The organism is Acinetobacter sp. TR3 (genome assembly GCF_027105055.1).
GTDB lineage: Bacteria > Pseudomonadota > Gammaproteobacteria > Pseudomonadales > Moraxellaceae > Acinetobacter.
Map to the genome: position 1 here is coordinate 2,637,361 of NZ_CP114264.1, position 25,305 is coordinate 2,662,665.

Sequence of the window (25,305 nt, forward strand, 5' to 3'; positions counted from 1 at the left end):
TCCCCAAGTTTTATCCTTGTGTGCGCAAAATTTCTTGTCGTTGCGCCACTTTCTTCTTCCACTGTTCCGCACGACGCGTACGGTCAGCAACCTGTCCTACCAATTGACCACATGCAGCATCGATATCATCGCCACGTGTCTGACGAATCGTACACACAAATCCAGCGTCAGACAAAGTTTTTTGGAATGCAATAATTCGATTACGACTTGAACGCCCATAAGGTGCATGTGGAAATGGATTAAATGGAATCAGATTGATTTTACTTGGCAAGTTTTTCAATAATTTTAATAACTGTTGTGCATGCTCAGGGTGATCATTTACACCCTCCAACATCACATATTCAATCGTGACATGGCGACGTGAGCTTTCATTACCATCTTTAGCTAAATAACGTTGGCACGCAGCAATAAGTTGCTGTAATGGATATTTTTTATTAATAGGAACCAATTCATTACGTAGTTCATCATTTGGTGCATGCAGTGAAATTGCCAATGCAACATCAATATCTTGTGCCAATTGGTCAATTTTCGGAACAACACCAGATGTTGATAAGGTCACACGGCGTTTAGACATTCCGTAGGCAAAATCATCTAACATTAACTGCATTGAGCTGAGTACTGCATCGTAATTAAGTAAAGGTTCACCCATACCCATCATCACGACATTGGTCACTGTACGTTCTCGCTCAGCAACAGGCACATCTTCCATATAAGAATAATTTGCCATCCATAACTGACCGATGATTTCTGCTGGCGTCAGATCACGCTGAAAACCTTGCTTTCCAGTCGAACAAAATGAACAATCCAACGCACAGCCCACTTGCGAAGAAATACATAAGGTTTTACGCGCACCTGTTTTATCTTCTGCGGGAATCAGTACCGTCTCGACTAAAGAGCCTTCACCTTCACCAACACGGAACACCCACTTACGCGTACCGTCTTTAGAATAGTTACGGTGTACCACCTCTGGGGCTTTAATTTCACAAATCTTTTCTAATTTTTCACGTAACTTGCCTGAAATATTACTCATCTCAGCAAAATCAGTGACGAAAAACTGATGTATCCATTTCATGACTTGACTAGCACGAAACTTCTTTTCGCCTAAGTCTTCAAAGAACTTTTCTAATTCAGCTCTAGACATGCCAAGTAAATTTACTTTCTTATCGGCAGCTTGAACGACAGACGTAGTTAAAGACTGTTGTTTTTCATCGACATTCTCAGATGAAACGACCACTACAGAACTCATGTATATTTACCTAAACGATATCAGCGCTAGAAAATGCTGTGCAGTTTTCACACAACTCAATCTATAAAAAATAAAAAACCAGATAAGTAGTATACCACTTATCTGGCTTGAATACTTTGGATTAACGAGTGCGTGGGCAGATCTCGTTATCAGCAAAGAAGTAAGCGATTTCACGCTCAGCAGAAGCAACTGAGTCAGAACCGTGAGCAGCATTTTCGTCGATGCTTACAGCGAAATCAGCGCGGATTGTACCTGGAGCTGCTTCTTTAGGGTTTGTAGCACCTAAGATTTCACGGTGAGCAAGAACTGCGTTTTCGCCTTCAAGAACAGAAACAACAACTGGACCAGAAGTCATGAATGCAACTAAATCACCAAAGAAACCACGTTCTTTGTGCTCAGCATAAAAACCTTCAGCATCAGCTTGAGAAAGGTGTTTCATTTTAGTCGCAACAATTTTTAAACCCGCTTTTTCAAAACGAGCAAAAATGTCACCAATGTGGTTTTTAGAAACTGCATCTGGTTTTACGATAGATAAAGTACGTTCAATCGCCATGATTGACTCCTATTTATGGTGTAAACTAAAAAATTTGCCGCATTATACCGATGTCATCGCTAATAATCAGCTTGAATCTGTAAAAGTTCAGTGATTTCTGATGTTTTTTTAACGAACTTCATCCAACCAAGCCATTTGAATCGCTTCAAGCAAACCTTCCGTCGACTTATTTGGGTCATCATTAAAATCTGGCAAAGCACAAACCCAAGCATGTAAATCAGTAAAACGAATCCATTGAGGATCTACATCTGGGTGTGCTTCAGTAAGTTCGATTGCGATATCAATCGTATCTGTCCAACGTAAGCCCATACAACAACCTGAATAAATGAGTGTGATTGAACGTACTTTAACAAATCCCAAGATTTAAAAAATAGTCTTCTATCATTAAAACCCGTTAAATTATTTAAAGAACGATATTGAAGCTTGGTGCCAACAAAATAATACAGCTAGCAACGGATGCACCAATCACCGCCCCCACGATCACATCACTTGGATAATGTAATCCTAAAATCATGCGGGACAATGCAACCAGAATCGTAAATGGCAACATCAAAATTAATAACAACGGTTGGATATAGCCTAATGTAATGGTGACCATTACCGCATGTAAAGTATGCCCTGATGGAAAGCTAAAGTGGTCTAGTGGTCGCTCGCCCAGCACAATCACTTGGTGAACTTGATAAGGGCGTGGTCGAGTCGTTTTATGCTTTAAAAACTTATAAATCCCCGTACCAACAGAACCTGCAACGAGCAAATATAGAATTTGCAGACCGTATGCCAAACCTTGTGCGATCCATACTGATAACAACATAACATACCAAAATGGTCCATCGCCCAAACGACTAATCGTTTTAAAAAATAAGGCAATGCGTTGTGACTGGGAGAGATGATTAAGGTATACACACCCTTTTAGATCTAAATCGAGTATTTTTATTTTTGCATTTTGAAATTTCATACTTTTCTCCTTTCTGAGGATACTTTAGGTAGAGTTCATAAGAGGTTCCTTCACCACCTGATAAAGTGCTTGTTCTAATTGTTGTACAGGAAACTGCCAACTGGTTTCTTGTACAGTTTCACTTGCTAATAAACCCATTTGTCTCAGTTCTGGGAGAGCTGGCAAATGACAAATGGATTGGGTTAAATCTGCGGTCTGCCCTAGAGGACTCAACCAACCTGTAACACCGTGTTTGACATGCTGATGCGCACATACGTAATCATAAGCAATCACTGGTAATCCGCTAGCTATTGCTTCTAGCACTACATTTCCAAACGTATCAGCTTGACTAGCAAATGCGAAAACATCTGCACTTGCATAAGCGGCTGAAAGATTCTTACCACTTAAGCTACCAGTAAAAATAATATCTTCTGATGTCGCTAATTTACTCAAACGAATACGATCAGGCCCATCTCCAACAATTACAAATTTTGTATTTTCACCTTGCTGTCTCTGCCAAGCATGGAAAGCTTTAATTAAGACATCAATTTCTTTTTCTGGTGATAAGCGCCCGACATACAGCATTACACGGGTATCAGCATCCCCCCCCATTGTTGGCGTAATTGCTGTGAACGATGTTTTGGGGAAAACTTCGCAGTATCCACACCCCGTCCAACAACAACTAAAGGACAAGTCACACCAAATCCACGTAGTGCTTGTTCCGTGTATTGACTGGGTACACACGTTACATCTGTACTGTTATGGAACCATGTTAGGTAACGTTGAATCGGTTTGACTAAAAAAGCCAAGTCAAAGAAACGGCTAAAATCTTGGAAAGCTGAATGGAATCCACTCGATACGGCGATTTTTTTTGACTTTGCAGCTTGTAGCGCTGTTAAACCTAATGGACCTTCAGTCACAATATGCACCACGTCAGGTGCGAACTGTTCAAATGCTTTAGAGACTTTAAGATATTGTGGCCAACCAAATTGAACACTTGGGTATTTTGGAATAGGCTGAGACATCACCAAGCATTCTTGTTCAGGTAAAAATTCTGTACAAATCGTTTTTTGTATAGGTCTGACCAATAGAATTTTATGTCCAAGCCGTTGTAGCCCCTGACATAATTGCATCATAGATAATGCGACACCATTAATTTCTGGTGGCCATGTTTCAGTGACGATTGCAATTCTTAAACGTGGACGAACTAAATCACGAAGTTCAGCCAATTCATTTTGTTTATTTTTAAGTTGTTTCCTTTTAAAATGAAACTTAAAACTTTCTGGAAACGGTTCTTGCTTTAATAGAGATGTCGCGTATGTACTTTGCATATCGCCATCCATTTGTGTCGTTATTTTCATGCTTTTAGCTTATAAGTATTTTTTGACACTTTAATGATCAGCACATGACAGTTTTCTGACAGTCTTAAAATAAAAAATGCCCGATTTCAATATAAAAATGGGCATTTAAAAGAGATCACAGGTTGATCAAGCCAAAGGATTATCCACTGCGAAAAGTTGTTGATCTTCTAAACGATAGGCCACCAATTGTTGCCCCCAAACACAACCACCATCGACATTTTGAATTTTCTGGCTAATGGTTTTACCCTGCAACGCAGCCCAATGCCCAAAGATCAGTTGATGGGTTTGGGCTGCTTGGCTTTCAAACTCAAACCATGGCTTAAACCCTATTGGCATCGGCGCGTCTAACGCATCTTTAAACTCAAACTCTAGCCGTCCATCAACATCCGTTAAACGCATACGTGTTAAATAGTTTGTGATACAACGTAAACGAGCTGAGCCTGTTAAATCATCCGACCACAAATCAGGTTGAGCACCATACATTTCAACCAAAAATGCATCTAAAACAGATAAATCCTCATGCCCTACCGCATGTTGAACTTCCTGAGCAAGCGCAATGGTTTTTTCGGCATTCCAAATACACGGCACACCTGCATGAGTAATTAAGGTCTGTGCATTTGGAGTTAGGCTTAACGGCTGTTTACGCAACCAATCAATCAACTCATCGCCATCAATCGCATCGATCACGTCCTGAGTACGATCTTTGGCTTTGGCTTTCTTAAATCCACGGGCGCAAGCAATCAAGGTCAGGTCATGATTACCCAGTACAGTTGCAGCAGCGCCACGATCAGCCAGTTTTTTAATAAAGCGCAATGCACCGACCGAATTTTCGCCACGTGCAACCAAATCACCCGCAAACCATAAAAAGTCTTGGTCTGGGTCAAAACGTATTTCTTTCAATAATGCTTTCAATGCCTCGAAACAGCCTTGCACATCACCAATGACATAGTTATAGCGTTTAGACATTAAGACACCATCTGATCAGAAAGTGCGACAAAATCAGCCAAACTCAAGGTTTCTGGTCGTGCCATCGGATCAACACCAGCTTTTTCAAAACCATCTTCAGCCAACATACCTTTTAAGCTATTGCGTAAAGTTTTACGACGCTGGGTAAAAACATGTCCAACCAAGCGAGCTAATGCCTTTTCATCTTTTGCTACGATCGGTTTAACGTCATAAGGTTCCAAACGAAATACGGCTGATGTCACTTTTGGTGGCGGATTAAATGAACCTGGTGGCACTTCAAATAAGAAAGTTGGTTTACAGTAATACTGGATCATCACCGATAAACGACCATATTCTTTCGTATTGGGTACAGCCGTAATACGATCAACCACTTCCTTTTGCAACATGAAATGCATGTCTTTAACTTTGTCGCCAAACTCCAAGAGATGGAACAACAAAGGCGTAGAAATGTTATAAGGCAGATTACCAACGACACGAAGTGGATGACCGTCTTGAAATAATTGCGTGAAATCGTATTTTAATGCATCAGCTTCGATAATGGTTAGACGTTCAGGATGTGGCACACGACCTGGTAAACCTGCTGCTAAATCACGGTCAAGTTCAACCACAGTCAGAGCGTCACACTCGCCAATTAAAGGTGAAGTCAATGCGGCTAAACCCGGTCCGATTTCGACAATATTCTCGCCCGCACGCGGATTCACTGAACGTACAATTTTGGCAATCACACGTTGATCATGTAAAAAGTTTTGACCAAAACGTTTTCGAGCCTGATGCCCTTCATCTTTAGGGTTTAGGGCATTAATTTGATACATAATAATTCCAACGTGAATAATTTACCCGCCCATTACTGACGGGCTAAATCAAGTGCTAAATCCACTGCAACATGCAAACTTGATGCTTTTGCCTGTCCAGTGCCTGCAAGAGAAAGTGCTGTACCATGATCGACCGAAGTTCGAATAAATGGCAAGCCTAATGTAATGTTTACTGTTTCACCAAAGCCTTGTGATTTTAACACAGGTAAACCTTGATCGTGATACATTGCTAAAACAGCATCCGCATCTTTTAGATTTTCTGGGGTAAATAAGGTATCTGCAGGCAAACAGAGACTCATCCCTATACCTTGTGCACGATAGCTTTCTAGCACTGGATTAATCACGTCGATTTCTTCTCGACCTAAATAACCATCTTCACCTGCATGTGGATTTAAGCCACAGACTAGAATGCGTGGTTGTGCGATTTTAAATTTGCTTTTTAAGTCTTGAATCAGAATATCAATCACTTGATGCAAACGCTCTTTAGTAATCGCATCAGGTACATCCCGCAACGGTAAATGTGTGGTTGCCAACGCAACACGCAATGTTTTAGTCGCCAACATCATTACCACACGATCCACACTTGCAAACTCTTGGTAATACTCAGTATGTCCACTAAATAGAATGCCTGCATTATTAATAATCGACTTTTGCACTGGCGCTGTAGCAACCCCTACACTCCGCCCTGACAAGGCATAGTCAGCTGAACGGCGTAATTGCTCTAACACATAAGCTGCATTGGCTGAATCTAACTGACCTATAATAACAGGTTTTGCTAAAGGCACATGCTCAACGAAAAGCTGCCCTGCTAAATTCGACTTTTTCTCGCCTTGAAATGGAATGAGTTCAACATCAATATTTAACTGTTTGGCGCGCTGTTGCAACATCTGGATATCAGCCAGAATAACGATCGGTCGCTCATCAACACGGTTTGCTAGACTTAGACAAATATCTGGTCCAATTCCAGCTGGCTCGCCAGAAGTGACATACAAAGGCAACATGACTCACCAATTCTAATTTAAGTATTACATTATAGTTTACCGAAAGTTTTTTATTTAGAAAGTTTTGCAAATGTATACCCATAAGATTGGCTAAATATCCAATAGACAAACCAACACCAATAAAAAACAATCCACTAAACATATAAGCAAAAGTTTTTGAAAAAATATGAAGTAAAATTTACAAGCTGACAAACAATAAATTTATTTTTATCAATAAATACAACAACATAAACTATAAAAATAAAATTTAAATACGAATAAAGAAAATAAATAGGAATAACATTAGAGCGATTAGATGCCCAACATAACGCTGATGAAGCACTTGAAATAATTATTCATCAAATTCTACTCTCGCTCAGCACGCCCCTCCTACATAAGAAACAATAAACAAAGAGAATAAAATTAAAATACTGAACAATTTAAAATTTTTAAGGCTTTTTCGTTTTAGGCAAATTTTCAGGCACTAGATTAGAAGGCACAAATTCAACTTGACGAGTCCACGGGTTAATTTTTGGTTGTACCTTTTTCTCAGGTTGAACAACCGCTATCTCTTGTTTCTTTTCTACCGCAACAACCACAGCACTACTCGGCTTCTCTACAAATGGATTTGCAATCGGCTCTTTTTTGTCTATAGGTTGCGGCTGCTGTACGAGTTGTGGTTCTTTCTTCTCTGGTAATGGAGCTGTATTTACTGGATGAGAAGTATAAGGAGAAGCGATTGCACCTTGTTTTACCACAGTCTGCGATGATTGTTGATGTACTTGAGGATTTGGCTGAACCGACGAACTTGGTGATTGAGCTAAAGGATTCGTCTGATCATCAGGAATTTCAATCGCTTTCATTTCAGCAGTCACCATCATGGCGGGATCAACATGCTCGCCACGACTTTCCAAGACTTCAACTTTACGACTTTCCCCCTCTTTAGGTTGAAATTCTGAATAATTGGTCACACTCCCCTGATCGACCCATTTATATAAACGTCGTGCGTTCGCTTGTGTAGAACTAACACCTATTAATATGACAACTACAACAATTTTTGTAGAAAACGATAAATCCATCAAATTCCCCAAAAGAAGAGGTAAATACTTCTATTTATTTCAAATAATTGATTCAAAAATAATAGGTCAAATACCACCGCCTCTCAAGCCAAAAAATGTAGCTCAAAATTAACGGTTATATAGTTACAAAATCAGTCACATTGCAGCAAAATATGACATTAACAATGAATTGTTCTTGTATGGTTTTAGAAATTCATATAGAATTCGGTCTCCTTTTGTTTGGGCGATTCCTTGCTCAAACCAACTATAATAGGTAGTGGTTAATGAAAACTCTCAGCGCTAAGCCTGCTGAAGTTCAACACGACTGGTATGTTGTTGATGCTTCTGGCAAAACTTTAGGTCGCCTTGCGACTGAAATCGCTCGTCGTTTACGCGGTAAGCACAAAACTTCTTATACTCCTCACGTTGACACTGGTGACTACATCGTTGTGATCAATGCTGAACACGTTCAAGTGACTGGTAATAAATCACTTGATAAGAAATACTATCGCCATACTGGTTTCCCTGGTGGTATCCGTGAGACTAACTTTGAAAAGTTAATCGCTCACAAACCTGAAGCAGTTTTAGAAAAAGCTGTTAAAGGTATGTTACCAAAAGGTCCTCTTGGTTATGCAATGATCAAAAAAATGAAAGTGTACGCTGGTAGCGAGCATCCTCATACTGCTCAACAGCCACAAGTTTTGGACATCTAAGGGATACAGCACATGGCTACTAATTATGGTACAGGTCGCCGTAAGACCGCAACTGCACGTGTTTTCTTATCAGCTGGTACAGGCAAACTCGTAATCAACAATCGTACTTTAGAGCAATATTTCGGTCGTGAAACTGCTCGTATGGTTGTACGTCAGCCTTTAGAGCTTTTAGAAGTTACTGAAAAATTTGACCTTTACATCACTGTTAAAGGTGGTGGTATTGGTGGTCAAGCTGGCGCTATCCGTCACGGTATTACTCGTGCATTGATCGCTGCTGACGAAACTTTAAAACCTGCTCTTCGTCAAGCTGGTTTCGTTACTCGTGATGCTCGTGAAGTTGAACGTAAGAAACTTGGTTTACGTAAAGCTCGTAAACGTCCTCAATTCTCTAAACGTTAATCGTTTTACGAATTGGACAAAAAACCTCGGATTTATCCGAGGTTTTTTTATTGACCTAATCATCATATTAAATTTCTACATAAATCTCATAAACACACTTCAATTGATCATGTTGCCCAGTCTGCTCATCTATACTTTTCAATTCTTCAATATAGTATGAGATGTGAATTTCCTTTCCGACTCGATAATATTTTTTTTGCGACTTAACATTTAGATGCATCCATTCCATAAAAATCTCATTCGACCCATCGACTTTGATATCAATAACATTTGGTTTACGGCATCCATCCATATTATTGGTTGCATAAACTCTTACAATACGTCCCATAATTGTCTGTCGTGGAATCACACCCTTCTTGAGATTAGATATCCACACGTCGGAACCAAATAAACCAAAAGTGCCTTTTAAGCCCACGTCAGGAAATTCAGGATCCAATGTTAATTCTTGGGCACCTTTCACATATTCAGGATCCTGCTCAATACAGGGAATAGCTGAATACAGTTGTTTTATTGTTTTTGACATGTTTTTAATCGGCATAAAATTTATCTGAGTATAATTTTTTATCACTCAAAATTATAGATCAAAGAGATATCATTAAAGTCCCAGTGATTTTACTGCTCAGTTTTAGTATTCTATCCGATTGACTCAGCTCAATTTTGGAAAATGAACATCGAAAATACGCCTATTCAAGGCATTACGCTTTACAGTCATGCAGATGATTTCCGCTCACACTGGATTCGTTTTTTATTAGCAGAAAAACAAATTAAATATCAGCTTATTATCACTGATCATGAAGATGAAGATTTGGCTGATCTCAACCCTTACAATCAACTTCCTATGTTGATTGAACAAAATCTAAAACTTTTTTCAACAAATATCATTAGTGAATATCTGGATGATCGCTATCGTCAAAATAAGCTTTATGCGGATGCTCCAATGGCCAGAGCGGAGCAACGTCAATATATTTGGCGTTTTGAACAAGATTGGTTCAAGCTTGCAGATCAAATGCTTAGACATGCCGATACGCTGAACCCGCAAGAAAAACAAAAAGCCCAGAAAGAACTTAGAGATACGCTTATTTCACTTACCCCATTATTTCAACATTTTCCTTTTTTTATGTCTGAGACATTTTCAATCTTAGATTGTGTACTGGCACCAATTTTTCTCAGATTAAAAAGTATGGGAATTGAACTTCCACCGCAACATTGCCGACCTATTTTTTTATATTGTCATCGTGTTTTCAGTCGCCCATCTTTCATTAAATCAATGACAGCTCAAGAAAAAAACAGCTACAATGATTTAATTCCTATGATTAAATAAGCTTGTAAATTATGTCAGATCAATTAAATGTTACACCCACACGCCCTTATCTTGCACGTGCCATTTATGAATGGATTTGTGATAACCAATTGACGCCTTATTTACTCGTTGATGCAACACAACAACACACAGATGTTCCTCAACAATTTGTAAAAGATGGACAAATCGTTTTAAATCTAGCACCCCATGCAATCCATCAATTTCATATGGATAATGATGCTATTTCATTTTCAGCCCGTTTCGGCGGGGTCGCAAAAGATATTTATGTACCTATTCGCGCTGTTTTAGGGCTCTATGCTAGAGAAAATGGACAAGGTTTATTTTTTGATCCAAGCGAATATAGCGATATTCAAGAGACTATCGAAACTCCAATAGAAGATAAAAAGCAAGAAGCCGAACCGAATAAGAAAAAACCTTCTCTTAGGATTCTAGATTAAAAGCGAGGAAATGCACGATGGCATTTGACTTAGTTCAATACTTTTCTGAACAAATTAAACTTCAAAAACCACAGCTCTTTGATCAATACTCATCAAAAGAAAGACTTTATTTTATTGATGAAGTGAATATGCTTGCTCTTGGACAGCTGGTCAGTCTTTGGAAAAAAGATAATAAAAAACTTTATCAGGAAATAAAAACATCTGATCCCCTTTATATCCAAGGAATAGCTAGACATCTTACAACCTCTGCATATAATCAATCCGCTTTAAGCGCTTCTGAGTTAGAGTCAAGTATTTCAGAAATACTCACTTTACAATTCGCAGAATTAAATCAATTAGACCAAACAGGTAGCTTTGGTCAAACAGGTTTAAGTGAGCTTCTCTTAGGTCAAATAGAACATCTATCTGGAAAAGCAGAAGATTGGGTTTGGTCAACCAACCAGCTTACTGAACTTAAAGGTTCCAAGCCCGTTGAGCAGCAAGATATTTCACTGGAAGCCACCATGCAGGAGTTCAATCAAATGGTTCATCAAGCACAACCTAGCATCCATCACACTGAAGAAATTGAGGTTGAACAGCCAAATATTCCAGTCTGGTCATATCTGCTTTCCCCACTCATTGCATTGGTCATTTTACTATTCATGTATTGTTCTTACAGTCAATTACTTGCACACTAATTGCACAAAAATTGATAAAGAAAGTTTAAAAACTTTCTTTATCATACACTTATAGTAAATTTAAATTTCATAAAATATGTTTTAATACAGTTTAACAAGAAAAATGTTTACATTTATTTACATTTAGGAAGATAATTTAAAATACAATATTATCGTGAAAAAAATCACATTAAATTTAGATTATTATCTTTAATTGGTATTTTAAGTTGTTTATTTGACAAAAATTGTCAATTATTAGCACTCCTGTGATTTCAACACTTTTAAAGTATTATTGATTTAATAAAAGAGTTTCCTATAATAAGGTTATCTACTTTTGAAAACGAATCAAAAGCAAAAGTAGGGAATATAAATTCATAAACAAGATGTATTAAGTAGAGATAAAATCATGGCTAAAATTTCATTAGAAAGCTTAACAAATATTGATGGTTTCGTTGCAGCAGCGTTGGTAGATACAGAAAGCGGTTTGGCGCTGGCAACTCAAGGCGGGGGCGCACTTGATTTAGAATTGGCGGCTGCGGGTAACACTGAGGTTGTTCGAGCAAAACGTCGTGTTGCAAACTCACTCAAACTTAATGATGATATTGAAGATATTCTAATTACACTTGGTAAAGCATATCACCTAATTCGACCATTAGAGAGTAACGGAAATTTATTTCTTTACCTTGTATTAGATCGTAGCAAATCAAACTTAGCAATGGCACGCCACGAATTAAAAACGTTCGAAAAAGAATTAGACTTTGCTTAATTAAAATCTTAAGTTTTTTTAAAATTAGACTTCTTATATTTATTTTAATTATAAAAATTAGAATTATGTAAGAGGTCTTTTATCATTCTTAAGTAAAAGTATAATTTCGTTCAATGCAATATTTTATAAAACATTAAAGTGATACTATGAATGGACATTGCATTAATATCGCAATTTCAGGTATAAGTTTAAAAGTTTCAGATGAATTAAAAATAGAACTTAGAAAAACAATACCTCATGAATTTGGCATCAACTGGATCAATATTTCAGACCCAAATCTCGATTTATTATTAATAAATGAAAACTTTTTTGATACTGAAGGTATCCAACGTATTATTCAACAAAAACAATTACCATGTTTAAAAATTTCTAAGGGGCAAGGTTCTTGCCAAATCGACGAGGACAACACACTCTACCTTCCCTTTCAACAAACGGATGCCTTAAAGAATTGGATACAGCTTAGATTGCTAAGTTATATTTCTAATCAACAACCTAAAAATGATTTTCTATCTAATCATAACGCTGTAAGTGAAAAGTTTTTAAAGGATATGCTAAACCCTGAAAATGCTCGTCTTCATCTTTTTGATGATCATGGGACTTTAGCGATCATTGATACGCGTAGTCAGATTGCATGGTTAGAACCAACTCGCATACACACGCAAACCAATCATAGCTTTAAATATGAATTTGCCACCACTTTTGATTTCACAAAAGTTTCTCGTAAAGTTGAATATGACTTACAGGATTGGTTATGGAATTTATTTTGGCATTCTTTAGAGTTTCAAAAACTTGCGCCGAATGAAAATGAATATTTTAAAATTGAACATTGGCCTCAACCTAGTCAAAGTGCGGATCGAAAAATTACACTTTTGCTTTCAGCATGTTTTATACAAGGAGCCCAACTTTCACAAGTTGCAACGCAATTAAAAATCCCAATTCAAACGGTTCAACAATTTATTGCTGCCTGCATCATTTCAAATAATGGAGACATTATTCCAGCAACAGAAAGTCATTATTTGAAATCAGAAGCAACCGAACAGCCTGTTGAACAACACAACTTTTTTAATAAATTTTTCGGCAAAATTAGACGCCGATTTGGGCTTTAAGGAATTATATGATTTTACAACAATATAAGATTGTATTTGCTGGAAGTATGGGTGCTGGAAAAACTGAAGCGATAAGATCACTTTCTGAAGTTCCAGTACTCGCAACTGAAGCATTCAATACAGATAGTCAGGCTCATAATAAAATGCAAACTACGGTTGGCATTGATTATGGTGAAATTACCTTAGATGATGGTGTCAAAATCGGACTATATGGCACACCTGGTCAAGCCCGTTTTGATTTTATATGGCCAGTTATTTGCCAAGGTGCTCTTGGTGTTATTATTTTAGTAGATCATAATAGTAAACTCCCACTTGATGAACTTGAGGGATATTTAGATACATTTAAAGACTATACAAAAAATATATCAATTGGTATTACTCATATTGATGAGAACAAAGGTCAAACAACTTCAATTTATAGAGATTGGTTGATTCAAAATGAATATCAATACCCTTTGTTTTTTATCGATGCCCGAAAACAAGAACACATATTGCTGATGGTTGAATCCTTAATTGCAGCATTGGAAGTCAATCTCAAAGCAACGAACTAAATGACTTAATAACTTTAATAAAGAGAAAAATTATGTTCAGTATCCCAAGCCAACAACGCACTGCGCCAAAAGAACTCATTCAATTAGCAAAAACACAGGCGAATGACATTTTAACGAATATCCGTGGTATTGATTACATTATGCTTTGTTCTACGGATGGCTTTGAATTGGCATCAATCTATAAAAAGAATCCTTATAACAGCACCAAGTTAGCTGCTGTAAGTAGTTCAATTTTAGCAATGGTTAGTGCATTTTTAAATGAAATTCAATTGAATGGATGTCAGAGTATCACGCTTGATGCTGAAAATGGTAAAGCAATCCTGACTTCGATTCCTGCACCACACCATCCAATGGTGATGGTGACATTAAGTAATAAAGATGTTCTTTTAGGACAGTTACTTTATAGCTTAAAGCAGGCTAGTGCAGCAATTATGGATGCAGATCAAGCTTAATTTTTCTTCTAAAAAATCTGAAAGTGAGATGCACTTTCAGATTTTTATTTTCAAAATCGAAAATACTTGCCTCACTCGCCTACTCTATCCATATGATTAAAAAATACCATTGATAAATTTATGCATTCACTTGCTTAATTTTTAATTATATATTTTTATAAAAATTTTTTTCATAGAGATAAAAAATACTATTTTTTCAATAAATAAAAAAATAGCACCAAAATAAATCATTTTTTTAAGCGCTTATTTGATAAAAATCACATTTATATAATTTAAAATGAATCAATTATCAATAAGTTCAGATAAATGGTTGGTTTTTTACATGCGTTGGCAATATATTTTCATTATTATAAATTTCGAACAAATAACAATCATTAAATTTTCGAAAATGAATGTTTTATAATTATTGATTGTCCTTTGTTCATTTATCATTATGCACTATGGAGAGATGTATTATGGGGCTGAGAAGCTTAAAGTTTGGCGCAGGGTTTGCACTACTTTTAGGAGGTCTTGCTTCGCAAGATGCAGTTGCTGATTCTTATGTATTTGTAACCAATACCACACCACAAACTGTTTCTGTTCAAATTAATCAAACAGGGACACATATTTTACAACAAGGAAATGAATGGGCACAGGAAGCAACACAAATTGCCCCATACGAAACTAAACGCGTACTTCGTATCAATCGCTATACGGGTCTAAAATCAGGAAAAACCTATAATTTCGATACAGTTGTAAGTACAGGTAATTCACAAGTCACGTTGAAACAAACAATGACGGGAACTTGGTCAGGTAGTACGATTAAGCATGGTATTCAAACGGCGACCACCACATCTCCTTGGTATTCAGACCGTGATATTCATCGAATCAATACAACTTACGCTGGTTTATCTGCACAAGCCGCAGTAAAAGCTGAATATACTGGAGGCTATGATGATTTCCATTACACCATTCATCAAAATACAGTACAAGAACCTGTTTCAAGCAACGCCAATGAACTAAAAGTACTGACTTATAATGTATATGCTCTGCCAATGGTTGCAAGCAAGATCAGTGAACGTTTGGCTGAGTTACCAAATCATTTAAATGGCTATGATGTGATTATGATGCAAGAAGCTTTTGCTTCTTCTCGTACAGGTATGCTGAATCAATTAGCACAACAATATCCATATCAAACTCATATCCCTGTTGGTTCAGGTTATAACTTATTTGATAGTGGTCTCGTCATCGTCAGTCGTTATCCAATCGTCAAAACTGCACAATTGATCTATCCAGATTGTACAGGAACGGATTGTTTTGCTGATAAAGGCGTGTTGTATGCTGAAATCATTAAAAATGGTAAAGCCTATCATGTGACTTCAACACACACTGCATCATTTGATACCGATGAAGCACGTGCCCTTCGCCAAGTCCAATTCAAGCAAATTCGCCAGTTAGTCAATCAACAAAATATTCCAAGTTTTGATGCAGTGTTGATGGGCGGTGATTTCAATGTCAATAAACTGTTATGGCCTCAAGATTACCAAAATATGCTGACTAATCTCAACGCAACAGCAGCTCCAAGTACAGGTTATACCGCATCGACATTTGATCCACGTGTCAATAAATTAGCAGGTGCGGCTGGTTCAGGTGGCACTGCCGTTGAATATTTAGATTATGTGGTGGCTTCAAATACACATCGCCAACCTACACAATCTCGTAACGATGTGCGTATTTTACGTACCACAGCAGATCCTTTGTATATGACTTGGGATCTCTCAGACCATTTCCCTGTGATGGGACAATTTAATTACAGTCCATAACAACGGAACACTGTATGAACAAAAGACTATTGCTGACAATTATTATTGTTTTAGTGGTCTTGGTCGGAATTGTAGTTTGGAAGAGCACCGCCTCTTCCGCTGCAATTCAGCAAACCAAATCCACCTCATCATCTGAAAATTCATCTATACAGATGAACGATGCAAATATCTCAAATAAAAATAAGGATGAATTGCTGCAAGACGCTTTATTAAAGCAACTGAAAGTATTACAGCAGCAGCCTGGCAATATCACAGAATTCCTTAATAATTTTAAGGCGAATTGTACAGTGACTGATTGTAATGCAGCTTTAGCAAAAGCCTTAGCCAATTACCCTGATCAGAAATTTGCGCATTTGGTTGAAAATTTACTTAAGCGTATGCCGCAATATGAGCAACAAATGCAGAGTACGGTCTTATCGACTTCTTTATCGCCTAAACAACGTTTCGAAGCATTGTGGAAACTCAGAGAACAGACTTTAGGGCAAGCCGAAGCGATGCTTGGTTTTGGGCAAGAACGTAATTATGCAGACTATCGTTTTGCCTATAATGATTTAGCTCAGAATCAAAGATTAAGTGCGGAACAGCGTCTAAAAGCTTTTGAGGAATTACGGCGTCAATATCCTGATGCAACGAAACAGGAAAGCAAAATGGGGCTTTATGAACAAGCGATTCAATTACTGAATCAAAGTTCAAATAATCCTGCCGAGATTGTAAGTTTGAAACAAAAATTGCAGCAGCAGTATTTAACCGAACAAGAACGACAAGATATTCAACTTCGTGATCAACGTGAAGTTCAACAGCAGCAGCAGGTCAATCAATATCAGCAAGCCGTGCAACAGCTCCAACAAGAAATGCAGCCATTAAAATTGCAGCTTTCAGATGCAGAATGGCAAAAACAATATGAAACCCGTTTGCAAGATTTACGTCTCAAAATGTTTTCTTAATCATCATTTTTAAAACCATCTGTATCATGAACACGGATGGTTGAATATACGTTTTAATCAAATATTGTGGTATTTATAAAAATGAAAATGAAGATTATTGATGGAAATCAAAGGAATGAACTATCCAAAATTTCAACATGACTTAAATATTGCATTGGAATCAGAAATATTAGGAGAATTAATTTTTCTGAATGCTGCTCAACATGCTCGTTCCATGGAACAACAGCAAAAATGGAAAACATTGGCACAACTGGAAACTCAAACACTTCAACGGTTAGAAGATTTCTTAGCGCAACAGGGTCACACTGCCTTAATTCGACCACACATTAAGTTGCAAGCGAAAGCATCAGGTATTGTGATGGCAAAGCTTCCGTGGAAAGTTGCGATGCATTTACTCAAACAAGGTACAAAACCTTTTATGGAAACGTTTGAGCGAATGCATCAACATGCTGACGCAACGACTCAAGAATTTCTTCGATACTTATGGGTACATGAACAAGCATTAGCTGAATTTGCAACCCAAGAATTAAAGGGAAATTCCTCACACTCACTCGTCGCGGTTGAAAAGCTATTAAAAAGCTAGGCGTAGATCCTAGCTTTTTAATTTACACATTTTTATGCAATCGCGACATTTAACAGTAATTGTCGTTTTTTCACTTGTTGACCGACTTGACCAATCAGCTCATCAACGACACCATCTACATCAGATTTAATCTGTTGCTGGATTTTCATCGCCTCCAAGATCAATAAGGTTTGTCCCTTAACAACTGTGTCTCCAGCATTAACCAATAGATTCACAATCGCCCCATCCATCGGCGCACGGATTTTACCATCCCCTACCACTTCAGCAACTTCAGGTGCGGCATAGGTGATATTTTCAATCACTAAATTACCATTCGCTGTATCTAAATAGAGTTGATTTTTATCAAGTACATAACTCAACTTTCGACGCACACCATCAACGTTATAAATGATCTGAGTATCAGTTATTTCTACAACCTGAATCGTACAGTGTTGATCACATAATCGCACGGTGACTTGCTGTTGATCCATTTCGACTTGTAGTGACAGTTGTTGATCTGCACATTTCAATTTTAATGGTAGTGGCGTTGCAATACCTGTTTGCCATGCCGTTTTTGAAGCCTTGTATTGCGCAAATAGTGTTGCTGCAATCGCTAGACTTTCAAGAGTTGGAACTTGTTGATGTAGGCTGACGTCATCCTGAAAATGCTGCTGGATAAATGCAGTATTGGTATCACCCGCCACAATAATCGGATGACGCAATAAATTCACCAAAAATTGTTTATTGCTATTTACACCAAGCAATACACAATCATCAACAGCACGCGCCAATAGACGAATGGCATCTTCACGGGTTTTACCATAGGCAATCACCTTCGCCACCATTGGATCGTAGAATGGGCTAATTTCGCCCGCCTCTAACATACCATGATCAATACGGACATTCGGCAACGCCGCAGGCTGCCAACGTAATACTTTTCCCGTTTGTGGTAAGAAATCCTGACGTGGATCTTCTGCGTATAACCGTACTTCGATCGCATGTCCATTTAAACTAAGTTCATGCTGCTGCAAAGGTAAAGTTTCACCATTGGCGACACGGAGTTGCCACTCGACCAAATCTAGTCCAGTAATCATTTCTGTCACAGGATGCTCAACTTGTAAACGAGTATTCATTTCAAGGAAATAAAACTCACCAGACTGATCCAGTAAAAATTCAACTGTACCTGCGCCGATATAATCACAGGATTTTGCCGCTGCAACGGCTGCTTCTCCCATTTTTTGGCGTAATTCAGGTGTCATCACTGGACAAGGTGCTTCTTCCACCACTTTTTGATGACGGCGTTGAATTGAACAATCTCGTTCAAATAGATAAACATAGTTACCATGCGTATCACCAAAGACTTGGATTTCCACATGACGAGGAGCAATTACCGCTTTTTCAATGATCAGCTCACCTGAACCGAAGGCATTTTCAGCCTCTGAGCGTGCGGTTTTTAAAGCTTCCAACAAATCAACAGACTGGTCCACCAAACGCATACCACGCCCACCACCACCTGCTGAAGCTTTGACCATCAAAGGAAAACCAATTTTTTCTGCTTGCTCAGCCAAGTATTCAATATCTTGTTGATCACCCTCATAACCAGGTACACACGGTACACCTGCCTCAATCATGGCAATTTTGGATAAGCGCTTGCTGCCCATTAAATGAATTGCAGCGGCGTTTGGCCCAATGAAGGTGATACCGTTGTCGCTACAAGCTTGGGCAAAATCGGTATTTTCAGACAAGAAACCATAACCAGGATGGACCGCATCTGCGCCTGTCTTTTTGCAGGCTTCAATAATATTGGTGATCGACAAATAAGATTGTGAAACTTTAGATGCGCCAATGTAAACCGCCTCATCAGCAACTTGAACATGGCGTGCATTGGCATCTGCATCTGAATATACCGCTACCGTCTGATAACCCATCGCTTTGGCCGTTTGCATCACACGCACGGCGATTTCACCACGATTTGCGACTAAAACTTTTGAAAATTTCATTGAGTTTTTTCCTTGCTAATTTTGGTCTCTAATTCGATGATGGCACTAACTTTTTGGTTAATATTTAACGTCTGATATTCATCACTACCAACAGCTTCGGCAACCCAATCATTTTGTTCTGTACTAAATCGGCAAATCCATAATTTAGGTTCTACAAGTGCATTCATTACAACTGCAAGACGGTAATCTAAGTCTTGTTGTAAAAATGCTGAATATTCATTAGGTGTCAGCCCGATTGTAAAATGTGTACCTGAAAGTCCTTTAACTTCTATTCTTAATTTTAACTTCCCCGCAATAGCTTCAATATCCCAACCTGAGTTATCCTTCTCAACGCTTATAACTTCATATCCAAGACTCTCAAAATACTGACAACTTGTCTCAATCGCCGCTTTCTCAACTTGAACCTTTTTCTCTTGGTCATAACTACGATTAAATGTATTCTTAGCTTTAATAACACCATCTTTACTCTCTATAAATTGATAAACCCCTCTAATAAGTGCTGTATTTTTCTCCCCCTTACCATACCAAATAGGTTCTTGTCCCATACCAAAACCACTTTGTCCTGCTCTAGGAATAGGATAGATACGTTCATCAGTAGATAATAACCTTACATCTACTTGTAAGGCTTTAATTCGATAACAATCAATACCATTTTTTCGTTGTACTTTTGGAGTGATTTCAAATTTTTGATAATGTCTAAATACTGTTGCATTCTTATACCAACCAATAATATAAGTCCCTTTAGTTTTTGGATTTGTTGCAGTCCACACAACAGTTACACCATTTATAAATTCATCTGTTTTACTTGCACCAAGATTATCAATATTAATTTGACCTCTTGTTTGGACAAAACCATACAACATATCTTTATCAGGACTAAAATTACAGACTTCTCCGCCACTACCTTCTATCTCAACAAAAGAACCACCTCCCTGAATTTGGTCAGATGTACTATTACCTTGATATTTTTCCATCCATCCAATGTTACAAAATAAAATAGCCATTCTTAGTTCCTTTATTCCGTCCAAGTTGGTAAACGTTTTTGAATAAATGCCATCGTGCCTTCTTGACCTTCTACGCCGCCAACCGCTTGAGCAAACAGCTGTGCAGCATCGTCAAGTAAAGAATCTAGAGGCTCATTTAAAGTTCGATGTAGTAATGCTTTGGTATTTCGAGATGCCAACGGCGCAGCACGTTTGATCTGTTGAATAGTATCCGTAAGCAATTGCTCAAGCTCAGCGTCATCACGTACAACTTCGTGTATCACACCTAACTTCTGTGCAGCCTCACCATTAAAACGTGAACCTAACAGCGCCAAACGACGGGCTTGAGTCAGTCCAATCCGTTTCACCACGAACGGTGCAATTTGAGCAGGTAATACCCCAAGACCTGTTTCAGGTAAACCAAACTGAGCATTGTCACGACTAATCGCTATATCAGAGACACAAGCTAAGCCAAAACCACCGCCGAGCACTGCACCTTCTAAAATTGCAACAACCGTTTGCGGAGTTTGATCAACTTGTTCAATCATGGCACCAAAACGACGGTTAAAATCAACATAGGGCTGTAAACTTCCCACATTCGCCGCTTCAACACGCAAAGCAGCCATATCTTTGATATCACCACCAGCACAGAAATGACCACCTTTACCACGCAAAATTACCGCACGAATAGACACATCATCAGCAATATGAGCAAAGACTTGTTGAATGGCATTAACCATGTTCAGACTCATAGCATTACGGCTTTCAGGTCGATTCAGCCACAGGGTTAAGATACTGCCTTGTTGTTCAAGTTGGATACTTTCATCTATTTGTAAATCAATAAGAGAAGTTGAAAGTGTCATTTTTCTTCTCCTATCTTATTTCTGTTTCTTCGGCAGAATATCCATGAGCTTACAGATGATCCCAAGCATAATTTCATCTGCACCACCGCCAATCGAACCTAAACGTCCATCACGATACAACTGTGATGCAGGGTTCTCCCACATAAAGCCATTTCCACCCCAATATTGTAGGCAGCTATCTGCGACTTCTCGAGTTAAGCGCCCTGCTTTGAGCTTTGCCATCGAAGCCATCATCGTTACATTTTCACCAGCAATATGTTGTTCACAGGCTTGATAAGTGAGTGCTTTTAGCGCTTCAACTTCAGTCATCAATTCAGCAAAACGGAAATGCACATATTGATTATTGATGAGTGGCTGACCAAATGTCGTCCGTTCTTTCGTATAATCAATGGTTTGTTGAATCACATTTTCCAAACCACCAACAGCATTTGCACATGCCCACATACGTTCTTCCTGAAACTGCATCATCTGCATCATGAAGCCCATACCCTCAGCACCCACCAGATTGCGCTGTGGTACACGAACGTTATCGAAATAAACTTGAGCCGTTGTGGTTGAACGCATTCCTAGCTTATTCAGTGGTTCTGAGAAACTAATACCTGCAGTCTTCGCAGGAACAATAATCATTGATTTATTAACATGCGGTTTGTCGTCAGAAGTATTGGCAAGTAAGCAGAAGAAGTCCGCTTGCAGTGAATTAGTAATCCACATTTTGCTGCCATTAATCACATAATCATCACCATCTTTTTTTGCGGTGGTTTTAACCGCTGCAACATCTGAACCTGCATGCACTTCTGAAACTGCAATTGATGCCACATATTCACCACGAATCGCTGGATTCAAAAACTCTTCCCTCAGTTCTTTACTACCAAAACGAGCAAGTGCAGGTGTTGCCATATCGGTTTGCACACCAATCGCTAGAGGCACACCACCACATGCTGCACGTCCTAATTCTTCTGCTACCACAAGGTTATACGAATAATCTAAACCCAAGCCGCCATTTTCTTCGGGCTTACAAATACCTAGCAAACCTAAATCTGCCATTTTCTTAAACACTTCATGGATCGGAAAACGTCCCGCGGCTTCCCACTCAGGAATAAATGGATTGAGTTCGTTTTCTACAAACTGACGTGCGGTACGGCGTAAGGCTTCATGCTCTGCGGTAAATTTCATTATTTTTTTCCTTAAAAATTGTTTTCCCCCTCTCCCTAACCCTCTCCCCAAAGGGGTGAAGGAATCCCTTCTCCCTCAGGGAGAAGGCTAGGATGAGGGTGCTAAAAATTAAAATCTAGACACACCAAAACGAGTTGGATTTAACTCACGTTGCTGTGCTTCATAAATGGTCTGTAACAAGAAGATCAATACTTTACGCGTGTCTCGTGGGTCAATGATGCCATCGTCATGCAACATCGCTGTATTAAATAAAGCGGTCGATTGCTGTTCCAATTTCATCGAAGTACTTTGTTCTAGAAAATCCAACATCTGTGGATTCGGTTCCATACCTGAAGCTTTCTGTTTACCCTCAGCTACGATACGTAACACTTTTCCTGCCTGTGCTGAACCCATCACCGCCACATGTGAATTTGGCCATGCAAAAATAAAGTTAGGCGACAAACTACGGCCACACATGGCGTAGTTACCTGCTCCATAAGAACCAGCAACAATAATCGAGATTTTAGGTACAGTCGCGTTGGCAACTGCTTGGATCAGCTTAGAACCATGTTTAATAATGCCGTTTTGTTCAGCATCCGTTCCGACCATAAAACCCGTGGTGTTATGCAAGAATAAAAGTGGTCGTTGGGTTTGTTCACAAAGATGAATAAACTGTGCGGCTTTCACTGCACCTTGTGGTGTGATTGGTCCATTATTGGTGATAATTCCAATATGTACCCCACCCATTTTTGCCCAACCGCAAACAGTAAGCGCATCATATTCTTGTTTAAATTCTAAAAAATCTGAATCATCAATAATCCGCGCCACGATTTCTTTCATATCCAAAGGTTGCTTCGGATCTTGCGGAATAATACCTAACAATTCCTCGGCTGAGTAACGAGGTTCTTTATAATCCTGATCGAGACTTTTGGTTTGTTCTTTCCAGTTCAAATGCTCAAAAATTTCACGAGCAATACGAATGCCATCAGCATCATTTTCAGCTAAATATTCAGCTACACCAGAAACCTGAGTATGCATTTCTGCACCACCGAGTTCCTCAGCGGTTGCCACTTCACCTGTTGCTGCTAACAATAATGGTGGACCAGCCAATAACATTTCTGTTTGCTTACGGACGGCAATCACATAGTCAGATAAACCTGGTTGATATGCCCCACCTGCGGTGGCATTACCATGCACCACCGATATCTGCGGAATCCCTGCCGCAGACATTCGTGCCTGATTGGCAAAAGTCATACCGCCATAAGTAAACACTTCGGCTGCATAATTTAGATTTGCACCACCACTTTCGGTCAAGGTCACAATCGGTAACTTTTGCTCAAGCGCAATCTTTTGTAATCGTAAGGTTTTCTGTACCCCCATCGGTGACATGGTGCCGCCTTTGATTGCACTATTACTGGCAGTGACCAAAGCACGAACACCACTGACAAAACCAATTCCAGCGATAATACCTCCACCCGCTTCAGAACCATCTTTATCATCATGCATGTTGTAGCCAACGAGACCACATAACTCCACAAAAGGTGAATCAGCATCGAGTAGTAACCGCACACGTTCGTGTGGAAGAATTTTGCCTTTCTTATCAAACTTCGGTTTTGCTGCATAAGACTTATCAATGCCTTTTTGCTGTACGGCACGCACCTCTGCAATTTGGCTTAATAAAGCATCTCTATTTTGTTGATATTGTTCACTACCGACTGCAATTTCAGATTGAAGAATAGTCATGATTTAATCCTTATTTGCATCTTGCGCTTGGGCAGATTGTTGCTCTGCTTTTTCAATCTGATCTTTAAGTACATCAGGAATAAATGCACGATGGAAGCCATTAAAAGACTGGCTATTCGTTGCATCTGCTAGCGGATACATTCGTGTTCCTTGAGAAGCAGCGCCATCAACTCTTAATGTCACTCCAGAAACAAATGCAGCAGCATCAGAGAGTAAATAACAAATCGCTGAAGAAATTTCCGACTCTGTCCCCATCCGTTTTAAGGGCACATTACCTGCCAAACTTGGAATAATAAATTTGGCAAAGTCACCACTGTAGTTATCCATACCAGAAGAAATAATCCAACCCGGTGCGACACAATTGACCCGAACGCCTGAACGCCCCCACTCGACTGAAGCGGTTTTAGTCAGGTTATCCACACCTGAACGTGCTGCACCAGAATGCCCCATTCCTGGCATACCGCCCCACATATCGGCAGCCATATTGACAATACTACCGCCGTGTTTTGCCATCCATTGATTATAGGCTTCACGCATCAGGTAAAAAGTTGAATGCAGGTTATTACGTACTACGGCATCAAAGCCATTGGCAGAAATACTTTCAAGTGCAGATGGAAATTGCCCCCCTGCGTTATTCACTAAACCATCCAGTTTGCTGAACTTTTCAATCACTTCAGCAATCATGTTTTTGACTTGTTCTTCATCACGGTTATCACAGACGATGAAATGGACTTTGCCACCATCTTCTAAAATTTCTTGGCTAACTTTTTCTAACTTTTCAATTTTGCGGCCAGTGATCACCACCTGAGCGCCTAAAGAAGCCAATTCGTGTGCAGTACAACGGCCAATACCCGAACCTCCGCCTGTCACGATAATTACTTTGTCAGCAAATGCATCTGCCCTGAAAATTGATTGGTAAGCCATGCCTCATATTTCCTTAAATTA

27 protein-coding genes and 1 pseudogene are annotated in these 25,305 nt (G+C 38.9%); 12 read left to right on the top strand and 16 right to left on the bottom strand.

Annotated elements, in window-relative coordinates:
* Positions 1-10 precede the first annotated feature (10 nt).
* From rlmN to O1449_RS12575, 9 genes and pseudogenes are all read right to left on the bottom strand, one after another.
* Complete coding sequence (gene rlmN, locus O1449_RS12535) at positions 11-1,246, bottom strand: 23S rRNA (adenine(2503)-C(2))-methyltransferase RlmN (protein WP_269238478.1); 1,236 nt, start codon at positions 1,244-1,246, stop codon at positions 11-13.
* Positions 1,247-1,367: 121 nt separating this feature from the next.
* A complete protein-coding gene (ndk, locus tag O1449_RS12540) occupies positions 1,368-1,799 on the bottom strand; it encodes a nucleoside-diphosphate kinase (RefSeq protein WP_003654870.1) in 432 nt (143 codons plus the stop codon).
* Positions 1,800-1,907: 108 nt separating this feature from the next.
* Positions 1,908-2,108: a Fe-S cluster assembly protein IscX gene (gene iscX, locus O1449_RS12545; protein WP_004664895.1), complete on the bottom strand. Its 201-nt coding sequence runs from the start codon at positions 2,106-2,108 to the stop codon at positions 1,908-1,910.
* A gap of 94 nt (positions 2,109-2,202) precedes the next feature.
* Entirely contained in the window at positions 2,203-2,754 is a 552-nt protein-coding gene (locus tag O1449_RS12550; RefSeq protein WP_269238479.1) for a phosphatase PAP2 family protein, read from the bottom strand.
* A 24-nt stretch (positions 2,755-2,778) separates the two neighbouring features.
* Positions 2,779-4,064: pseudogene (locus O1449_RS12555) on the bottom strand (glycosyltransferase family 4 protein).
* A 156-nt stretch (positions 4,065-4,220) separates the two neighbouring features.
* Positions 4,221-5,060: a symmetrical bis(5'-nucleosyl)-tetraphosphatase gene (locus O1449_RS12560; protein ID WP_269238480.1), complete on the bottom strand. Its 840-nt coding sequence runs from the start codon at positions 5,058-5,060 to the stop codon at positions 4,221-4,223.
* On the bottom strand, positions 5,060-5,872 hold the full coding sequence (gene rsmA / locus O1449_RS12565) for a 16S rRNA (adenine(1518)-N(6)/adenine(1519)-N(6))-dimethyltransferase RsmA (RefSeq protein WP_269228787.1): 813 nt from the start codon (positions 5,870-5,872) through the stop codon (positions 5,060-5,062). Before rsmA ends, O1449_RS12560 begins: the two co-directional genes overlap by 1 nt.
* 32 nt (positions 5,873-5,904) lie before the next feature.
* Positions 5,905-6,873, bottom strand: coding sequence for a 4-hydroxythreonine-4-phosphate dehydrogenase PdxA (gene pdxA / locus O1449_RS12570; RefSeq protein WP_269238481.1), 969 nt, complete (start codon positions 6,871-6,873; stop codon positions 5,905-5,907).
* Between the two features lie 428 nt (positions 6,874-7,301).
* Complete coding sequence (locus O1449_RS12575) at positions 7,302-7,931, bottom strand: hypothetical protein (RefSeq protein WP_269238482.1); 630 nt, start codon at positions 7,929-7,931, stop codon at positions 7,302-7,304.
* A 263-nt stretch (positions 7,932-8,194) separates the two neighbouring features.
* On the opposite strand from O1449_RS12575, the gene rplM reads away from it, so the two are divergent.
* Together rplM and rpsI are read left to right on the top strand one after the other, a co-directional pair.
* The gene (gene rplM, locus O1449_RS12580) at positions 8,195-8,623 is read left to right on the top strand and encodes a 50S ribosomal protein L13 (protein ID WP_004664909.1); all 429 of its coding nucleotides are present in this window, start codon (positions 8,195-8,197) and stop codon (positions 8,621-8,623) included.
* A gap of 12 nt (positions 8,624-8,635) precedes the next feature.
* Entirely contained in the window at positions 8,636-9,022 is a 387-nt protein-coding gene (gene rpsI / locus O1449_RS12585) for a 30S ribosomal protein S9 (protein WP_004640839.1), read from the top strand.
* A gap of 67 nt (positions 9,023-9,089) precedes the next feature.
* On the opposite strand, the gene O1449_RS12590 is transcribed toward rpsI, so the two are convergent.
* Positions 9,090-9,560: a hypothetical protein gene (locus tag O1449_RS12590; protein ID WP_269228790.1), complete on the bottom strand. Its 471-nt coding sequence runs from the start codon at positions 9,558-9,560 to the stop codon at positions 9,090-9,092.
* Positions 9,561-9,686: 126 nt separating this feature from the next.
* On the opposite strand from O1449_RS12590, the gene O1449_RS12595 reads away from it, so the two are divergent.
* The 10 genes from O1449_RS12595 (at position 9,687) to O1449_RS12640 (ending at position 17,640) form a co-directional block, all read left to right on the top strand.
* Positions 9,687-10,343, top strand: coding sequence for a glutathione S-transferase N-terminal domain-containing protein (locus O1449_RS12595; protein WP_269228791.1), 657 nt, complete (start codon positions 9,687-9,689; stop codon positions 10,341-10,343).
* An 11-nt stretch (positions 10,344-10,354) separates the two neighbouring features.
* Positions 10,355-10,780, top strand: coding sequence for a ClpXP protease specificity-enhancing factor (locus tag O1449_RS12600; RefSeq protein WP_269238483.1), 426 nt, complete (start codon positions 10,355-10,357; stop codon positions 10,778-10,780).
* 17 nt (positions 10,781-10,797) lie between these two features.
* Positions 10,798-11,457, top strand: coding sequence for a hypothetical protein (locus O1449_RS12605; RefSeq protein ID WP_256415300.1), 660 nt, complete (start codon positions 10,798-10,800; stop codon positions 11,455-11,457).
* A 385-nt stretch (positions 11,458-11,842) separates the two neighbouring features.
* The gene (locus O1449_RS12610; RefSeq protein WP_256415301.1) at positions 11,843-12,202 is read left to right on the top strand and encodes a roadblock/LC7 domain-containing protein; all 360 of its coding nucleotides are present in this window, start codon (positions 11,843-11,845) and stop codon (positions 12,200-12,202) included.
* Between the two features lie 146 nt (positions 12,203-12,348).
* Positions 12,349-13,308, top strand: a complete 960-nt coding sequence (locus O1449_RS12615; RefSeq protein ID WP_269238484.1) for a hypothetical protein — start codon at positions 12,349-12,351, stop codon at positions 13,306-13,308.
* An 8-nt stretch (positions 13,309-13,316) separates the two neighbouring features.
* A complete protein-coding gene (locus tag O1449_RS12620) occupies positions 13,317-13,859 on the top strand; it encodes a GTP-binding protein (protein WP_269228794.1) in 543 nt (180 codons plus the stop codon).
* 32 nt (positions 13,860-13,891) lie between these two features.
* The gene (locus O1449_RS12625; RefSeq protein WP_004664921.1) at positions 13,892-14,311 is read left to right on the top strand and encodes a roadblock/LC7 domain-containing protein; all 420 of its coding nucleotides are present in this window, start codon (positions 13,892-13,894) and stop codon (positions 14,309-14,311) included.
* 455 nt (positions 14,312-14,766) lie between these two features.
* Positions 14,767-16,113, top strand: a complete 1,347-nt coding sequence (locus O1449_RS12630; protein ID WP_269228796.1) for a sphingomyelin phosphodiesterase — start codon at positions 14,767-14,769, stop codon at positions 16,111-16,113.
* Positions 16,114-16,127: 14 nt separating this feature from the next.
* Positions 16,128-17,057: a lipase secretion chaperone gene (locus O1449_RS12635; RefSeq protein ID WP_269238485.1), complete on the top strand. Its 930-nt coding sequence runs from the start codon at positions 16,128-16,130 to the stop codon at positions 17,055-17,057.
* Between the two features lie 115 nt (positions 17,058-17,172).
* Positions 17,173-17,640 carry a hypothetical protein gene (locus O1449_RS12640; RefSeq protein WP_269238486.1) on the top strand — a complete coding sequence of 156 codons (468 nt, stop codon included), beginning with the start codon at positions 17,173-17,175 and terminating at the stop codon, positions 17,638-17,640.
* Between the two features lie 32 nt (positions 17,641-17,672).
* Here the strand turns inward: O1449_RS12640 and O1449_RS12645 are convergent, their stop codons facing one another.
* The 6 genes from O1449_RS12645 to O1449_RS12670 form a co-directional block, all read right to left on the bottom strand.
* Positions 17,673-19,619 (bottom strand): acetyl/propionyl/methylcrotonyl-CoA carboxylase subunit alpha, encoded by a 1,947-nt coding sequence (locus tag O1449_RS12645; protein ID WP_269238487.1) that lies wholly within the window; start codon positions 19,617-19,619, stop codon positions 17,673-17,675.
* Positions 19,616-20,623: a DUF3883 domain-containing protein gene (locus O1449_RS12650; protein WP_269238488.1), complete on the bottom strand. Its 1,008-nt coding sequence runs from the start codon at positions 20,621-20,623 to the stop codon at positions 19,616-19,618. Before O1449_RS12650 ends, O1449_RS12645 begins: the two co-directional genes overlap by 4 nt.
* Before the next feature lie 11 nt (positions 20,624-20,634).
* Positions 20,635-21,465 (bottom strand): enoyl-CoA hydratase/isomerase family protein, encoded by an 831-nt coding sequence (locus O1449_RS12655; protein ID WP_269238489.1) that lies wholly within the window; start codon positions 21,463-21,465, stop codon positions 20,635-20,637.
* A gap of 15 nt (positions 21,466-21,480) precedes the next feature.
* Complete coding sequence (locus tag O1449_RS12660; RefSeq protein ID WP_241282861.1) at positions 21,481-22,638, bottom strand: acyl-CoA dehydrogenase family protein; 1,158 nt, start codon at positions 22,636-22,638, stop codon at positions 21,481-21,483.
* A 108-nt stretch (positions 22,639-22,746) separates the two neighbouring features.
* The gene (locus O1449_RS12665) at positions 22,747-24,360 is read right to left on the bottom strand and encodes an acyl-CoA carboxylase subunit beta (RefSeq protein ID WP_087544660.1); all 1,614 of its coding nucleotides are present in this window, start codon (positions 24,358-24,360) and stop codon (positions 22,747-22,749) included.
* A gap of 3 nt (positions 24,361-24,363) precedes the next feature.
* Positions 24,364-25,284, bottom strand: coding sequence for an SDR family oxidoreductase (locus tag O1449_RS12670; RefSeq protein WP_269238490.1), 921 nt, complete (start codon positions 25,282-25,284; stop codon positions 24,364-24,366).
* Positions 25,285-25,305 lie beyond the last annotated feature (21 nt).

What these genes read in the sequence shown, in the direction of transcription:
- rplM (WP_004664909.1), top strand. Translation starts at nt 8,195, where the DNA reads ATGAAAACTCTCAGCGCTAAGCCTGCTGAAGTTCAACACGACTGGTAT.
- O1449_RS12550 (WP_269238479.1), bottom strand. Translation starts at nt 2,754, where the DNA reads ATGAAATTTCAAAATGCAAAAATAAAAATACTCGATTTAGATCTAAAA.
- O1449_RS12605 (WP_256415300.1), top strand. Translation starts at nt 10,798, where the DNA reads ATGGCATTTGACTTAGTTCAATACTTTTCTGAACAAATTAAACTTCAA.
- O1449_RS12630 (WP_269228796.1), top strand. Translation starts at nt 14,767, where the DNA reads ATGGGGCTGAGAAGCTTAAAGTTTGGCGCAGGGTTTGCACTACTTTTA.
- O1449_RS12625 (WP_004664921.1), top strand. Translation starts at nt 13,892, where the DNA reads ATGTTCAGTATCCCAAGCCAACAACGCACTGCGCCAAAAGAACTCATT.
- iscX (WP_004664895.1), bottom strand. Translation starts at nt 2,108, where the DNA reads ATGGGCTTACGTTGGACAGATACGATTGATATCGCAATCGAACTTACT.
- O1449_RS12575 (WP_269238482.1), bottom strand. Translation starts at nt 7,931, where the DNA reads ATGGATTTATCGTTTTCTACAAAAATTGTTGTAGTTGTCATATTAATA.
- O1449_RS12600 (WP_269238483.1), top strand. Translation starts at nt 10,355, where the DNA reads ATGTCAGATCAATTAAATGTTACACCCACACGCCCTTATCTTGCACGT.
- O1449_RS12635 (WP_269238485.1), top strand. Translation starts at nt 16,128, where the DNA reads ATGAACAAAAGACTATTGCTGACAATTATTATTGTTTTAGTGGTCTTG.
- O1449_RS12610 (WP_256415301.1), top strand. Translation starts at nt 11,843, where the DNA reads ATGGCTAAAATTTCATTAGAAAGCTTAACAAATATTGATGGTTTCGTT.
- O1449_RS12650 (WP_269238488.1), bottom strand. Translation starts at nt 20,623, where the DNA reads ATGGCTATTTTATTTTGTAACATTGGATGGATGGAAAAATATCAAGGT.
- O1449_RS12670 (WP_269238490.1), bottom strand. Translation starts at nt 25,284, where the DNA reads ATGGCTTACCAATCAATTTTCAGGGCAGATGCATTTGCTGACAAAGTA.
- rlmN (WP_269238478.1), bottom strand. Translation starts at nt 1,246, where the DNA reads ATGAGTTCTGTAGTGGTCGTTTCATCTGAGAATGTCGATGAAAAACAA.
- O1449_RS12615 (WP_269238484.1), top strand. Translation starts at nt 12,349, where the DNA reads ATGAATGGACATTGCATTAATATCGCAATTTCAGGTATAAGTTTAAAA.
- rsmA (WP_269228787.1), bottom strand. Translation starts at nt 5,872, where the DNA reads ATGTATCAAATTAATGCCCTAAACCCTAAAGATGAAGGGCATCAGGCT.
- O1449_RS12560 (WP_269238480.1), bottom strand. Translation starts at nt 5,060, where the DNA reads ATGTCTAAACGCTATAACTATGTCATTGGTGATGTGCAAGGCTGTTTC.
- O1449_RS12665 (WP_087544660.1), bottom strand. Translation starts at nt 24,360, where the DNA reads ATGACTATTCTTCAATCTGAAATTGCAGTCGGTAGTGAACAATATCAA.
- O1449_RS12655 (WP_269238489.1), bottom strand. Translation starts at nt 21,465, where the DNA reads ATGACACTTTCAACTTCTCTTATTGATTTACAAATAGATGAAAGTATC.
- O1449_RS12620 (WP_269228794.1), top strand. Translation starts at nt 13,317, where the DNA reads ATGATTTTACAACAATATAAGATTGTATTTGCTGGAAGTATGGGTGCT.
- O1449_RS12595 (WP_269228791.1), top strand. Translation starts at nt 9,687, where the DNA reads ATGAACATCGAAAATACGCCTATTCAAGGCATTACGCTTTACAGTCAT.
- ndk (WP_003654870.1), bottom strand. Translation starts at nt 1,799, where the DNA reads ATGGCGATTGAACGTACTTTATCTATCGTAAAACCAGATGCAGTTTCT.
- pdxA (WP_269238481.1), bottom strand. Translation starts at nt 6,873, where the DNA reads ATGTTGCCTTTGTATGTCACTTCTGGCGAGCCAGCTGGAATTGGACCA.
- O1449_RS12660 (WP_241282861.1), bottom strand. Translation starts at nt 22,638, where the DNA reads ATGAAATTTACCGCAGAGCATGAAGCCTTACGCCGTACCGCACGTCAG.
- O1449_RS12590 (WP_269228790.1), bottom strand. Translation starts at nt 9,560, where the DNA reads ATGCCGATTAAAAACATGTCAAAAACAATAAAACAACTGTATTCAGCT.
- O1449_RS12645 (WP_269238487.1), bottom strand. Translation starts at nt 19,619, where the DNA reads ATGAAATTTTCAAAAGTTTTAGTCGCAAATCGTGGTGAAATCGCCGTG.
- O1449_RS12640 (WP_269238486.1), top strand. Translation starts at nt 17,173, where the DNA reads ATGAACTATCCAAAATTTCAACATGACTTAAATATTGCATTGGAATCA.
- rpsI (WP_004640839.1), top strand. Translation starts at nt 8,636, where the DNA reads ATGGCTACTAATTATGGTACAGGTCGCCGTAAGACCGCAACTGCACGT.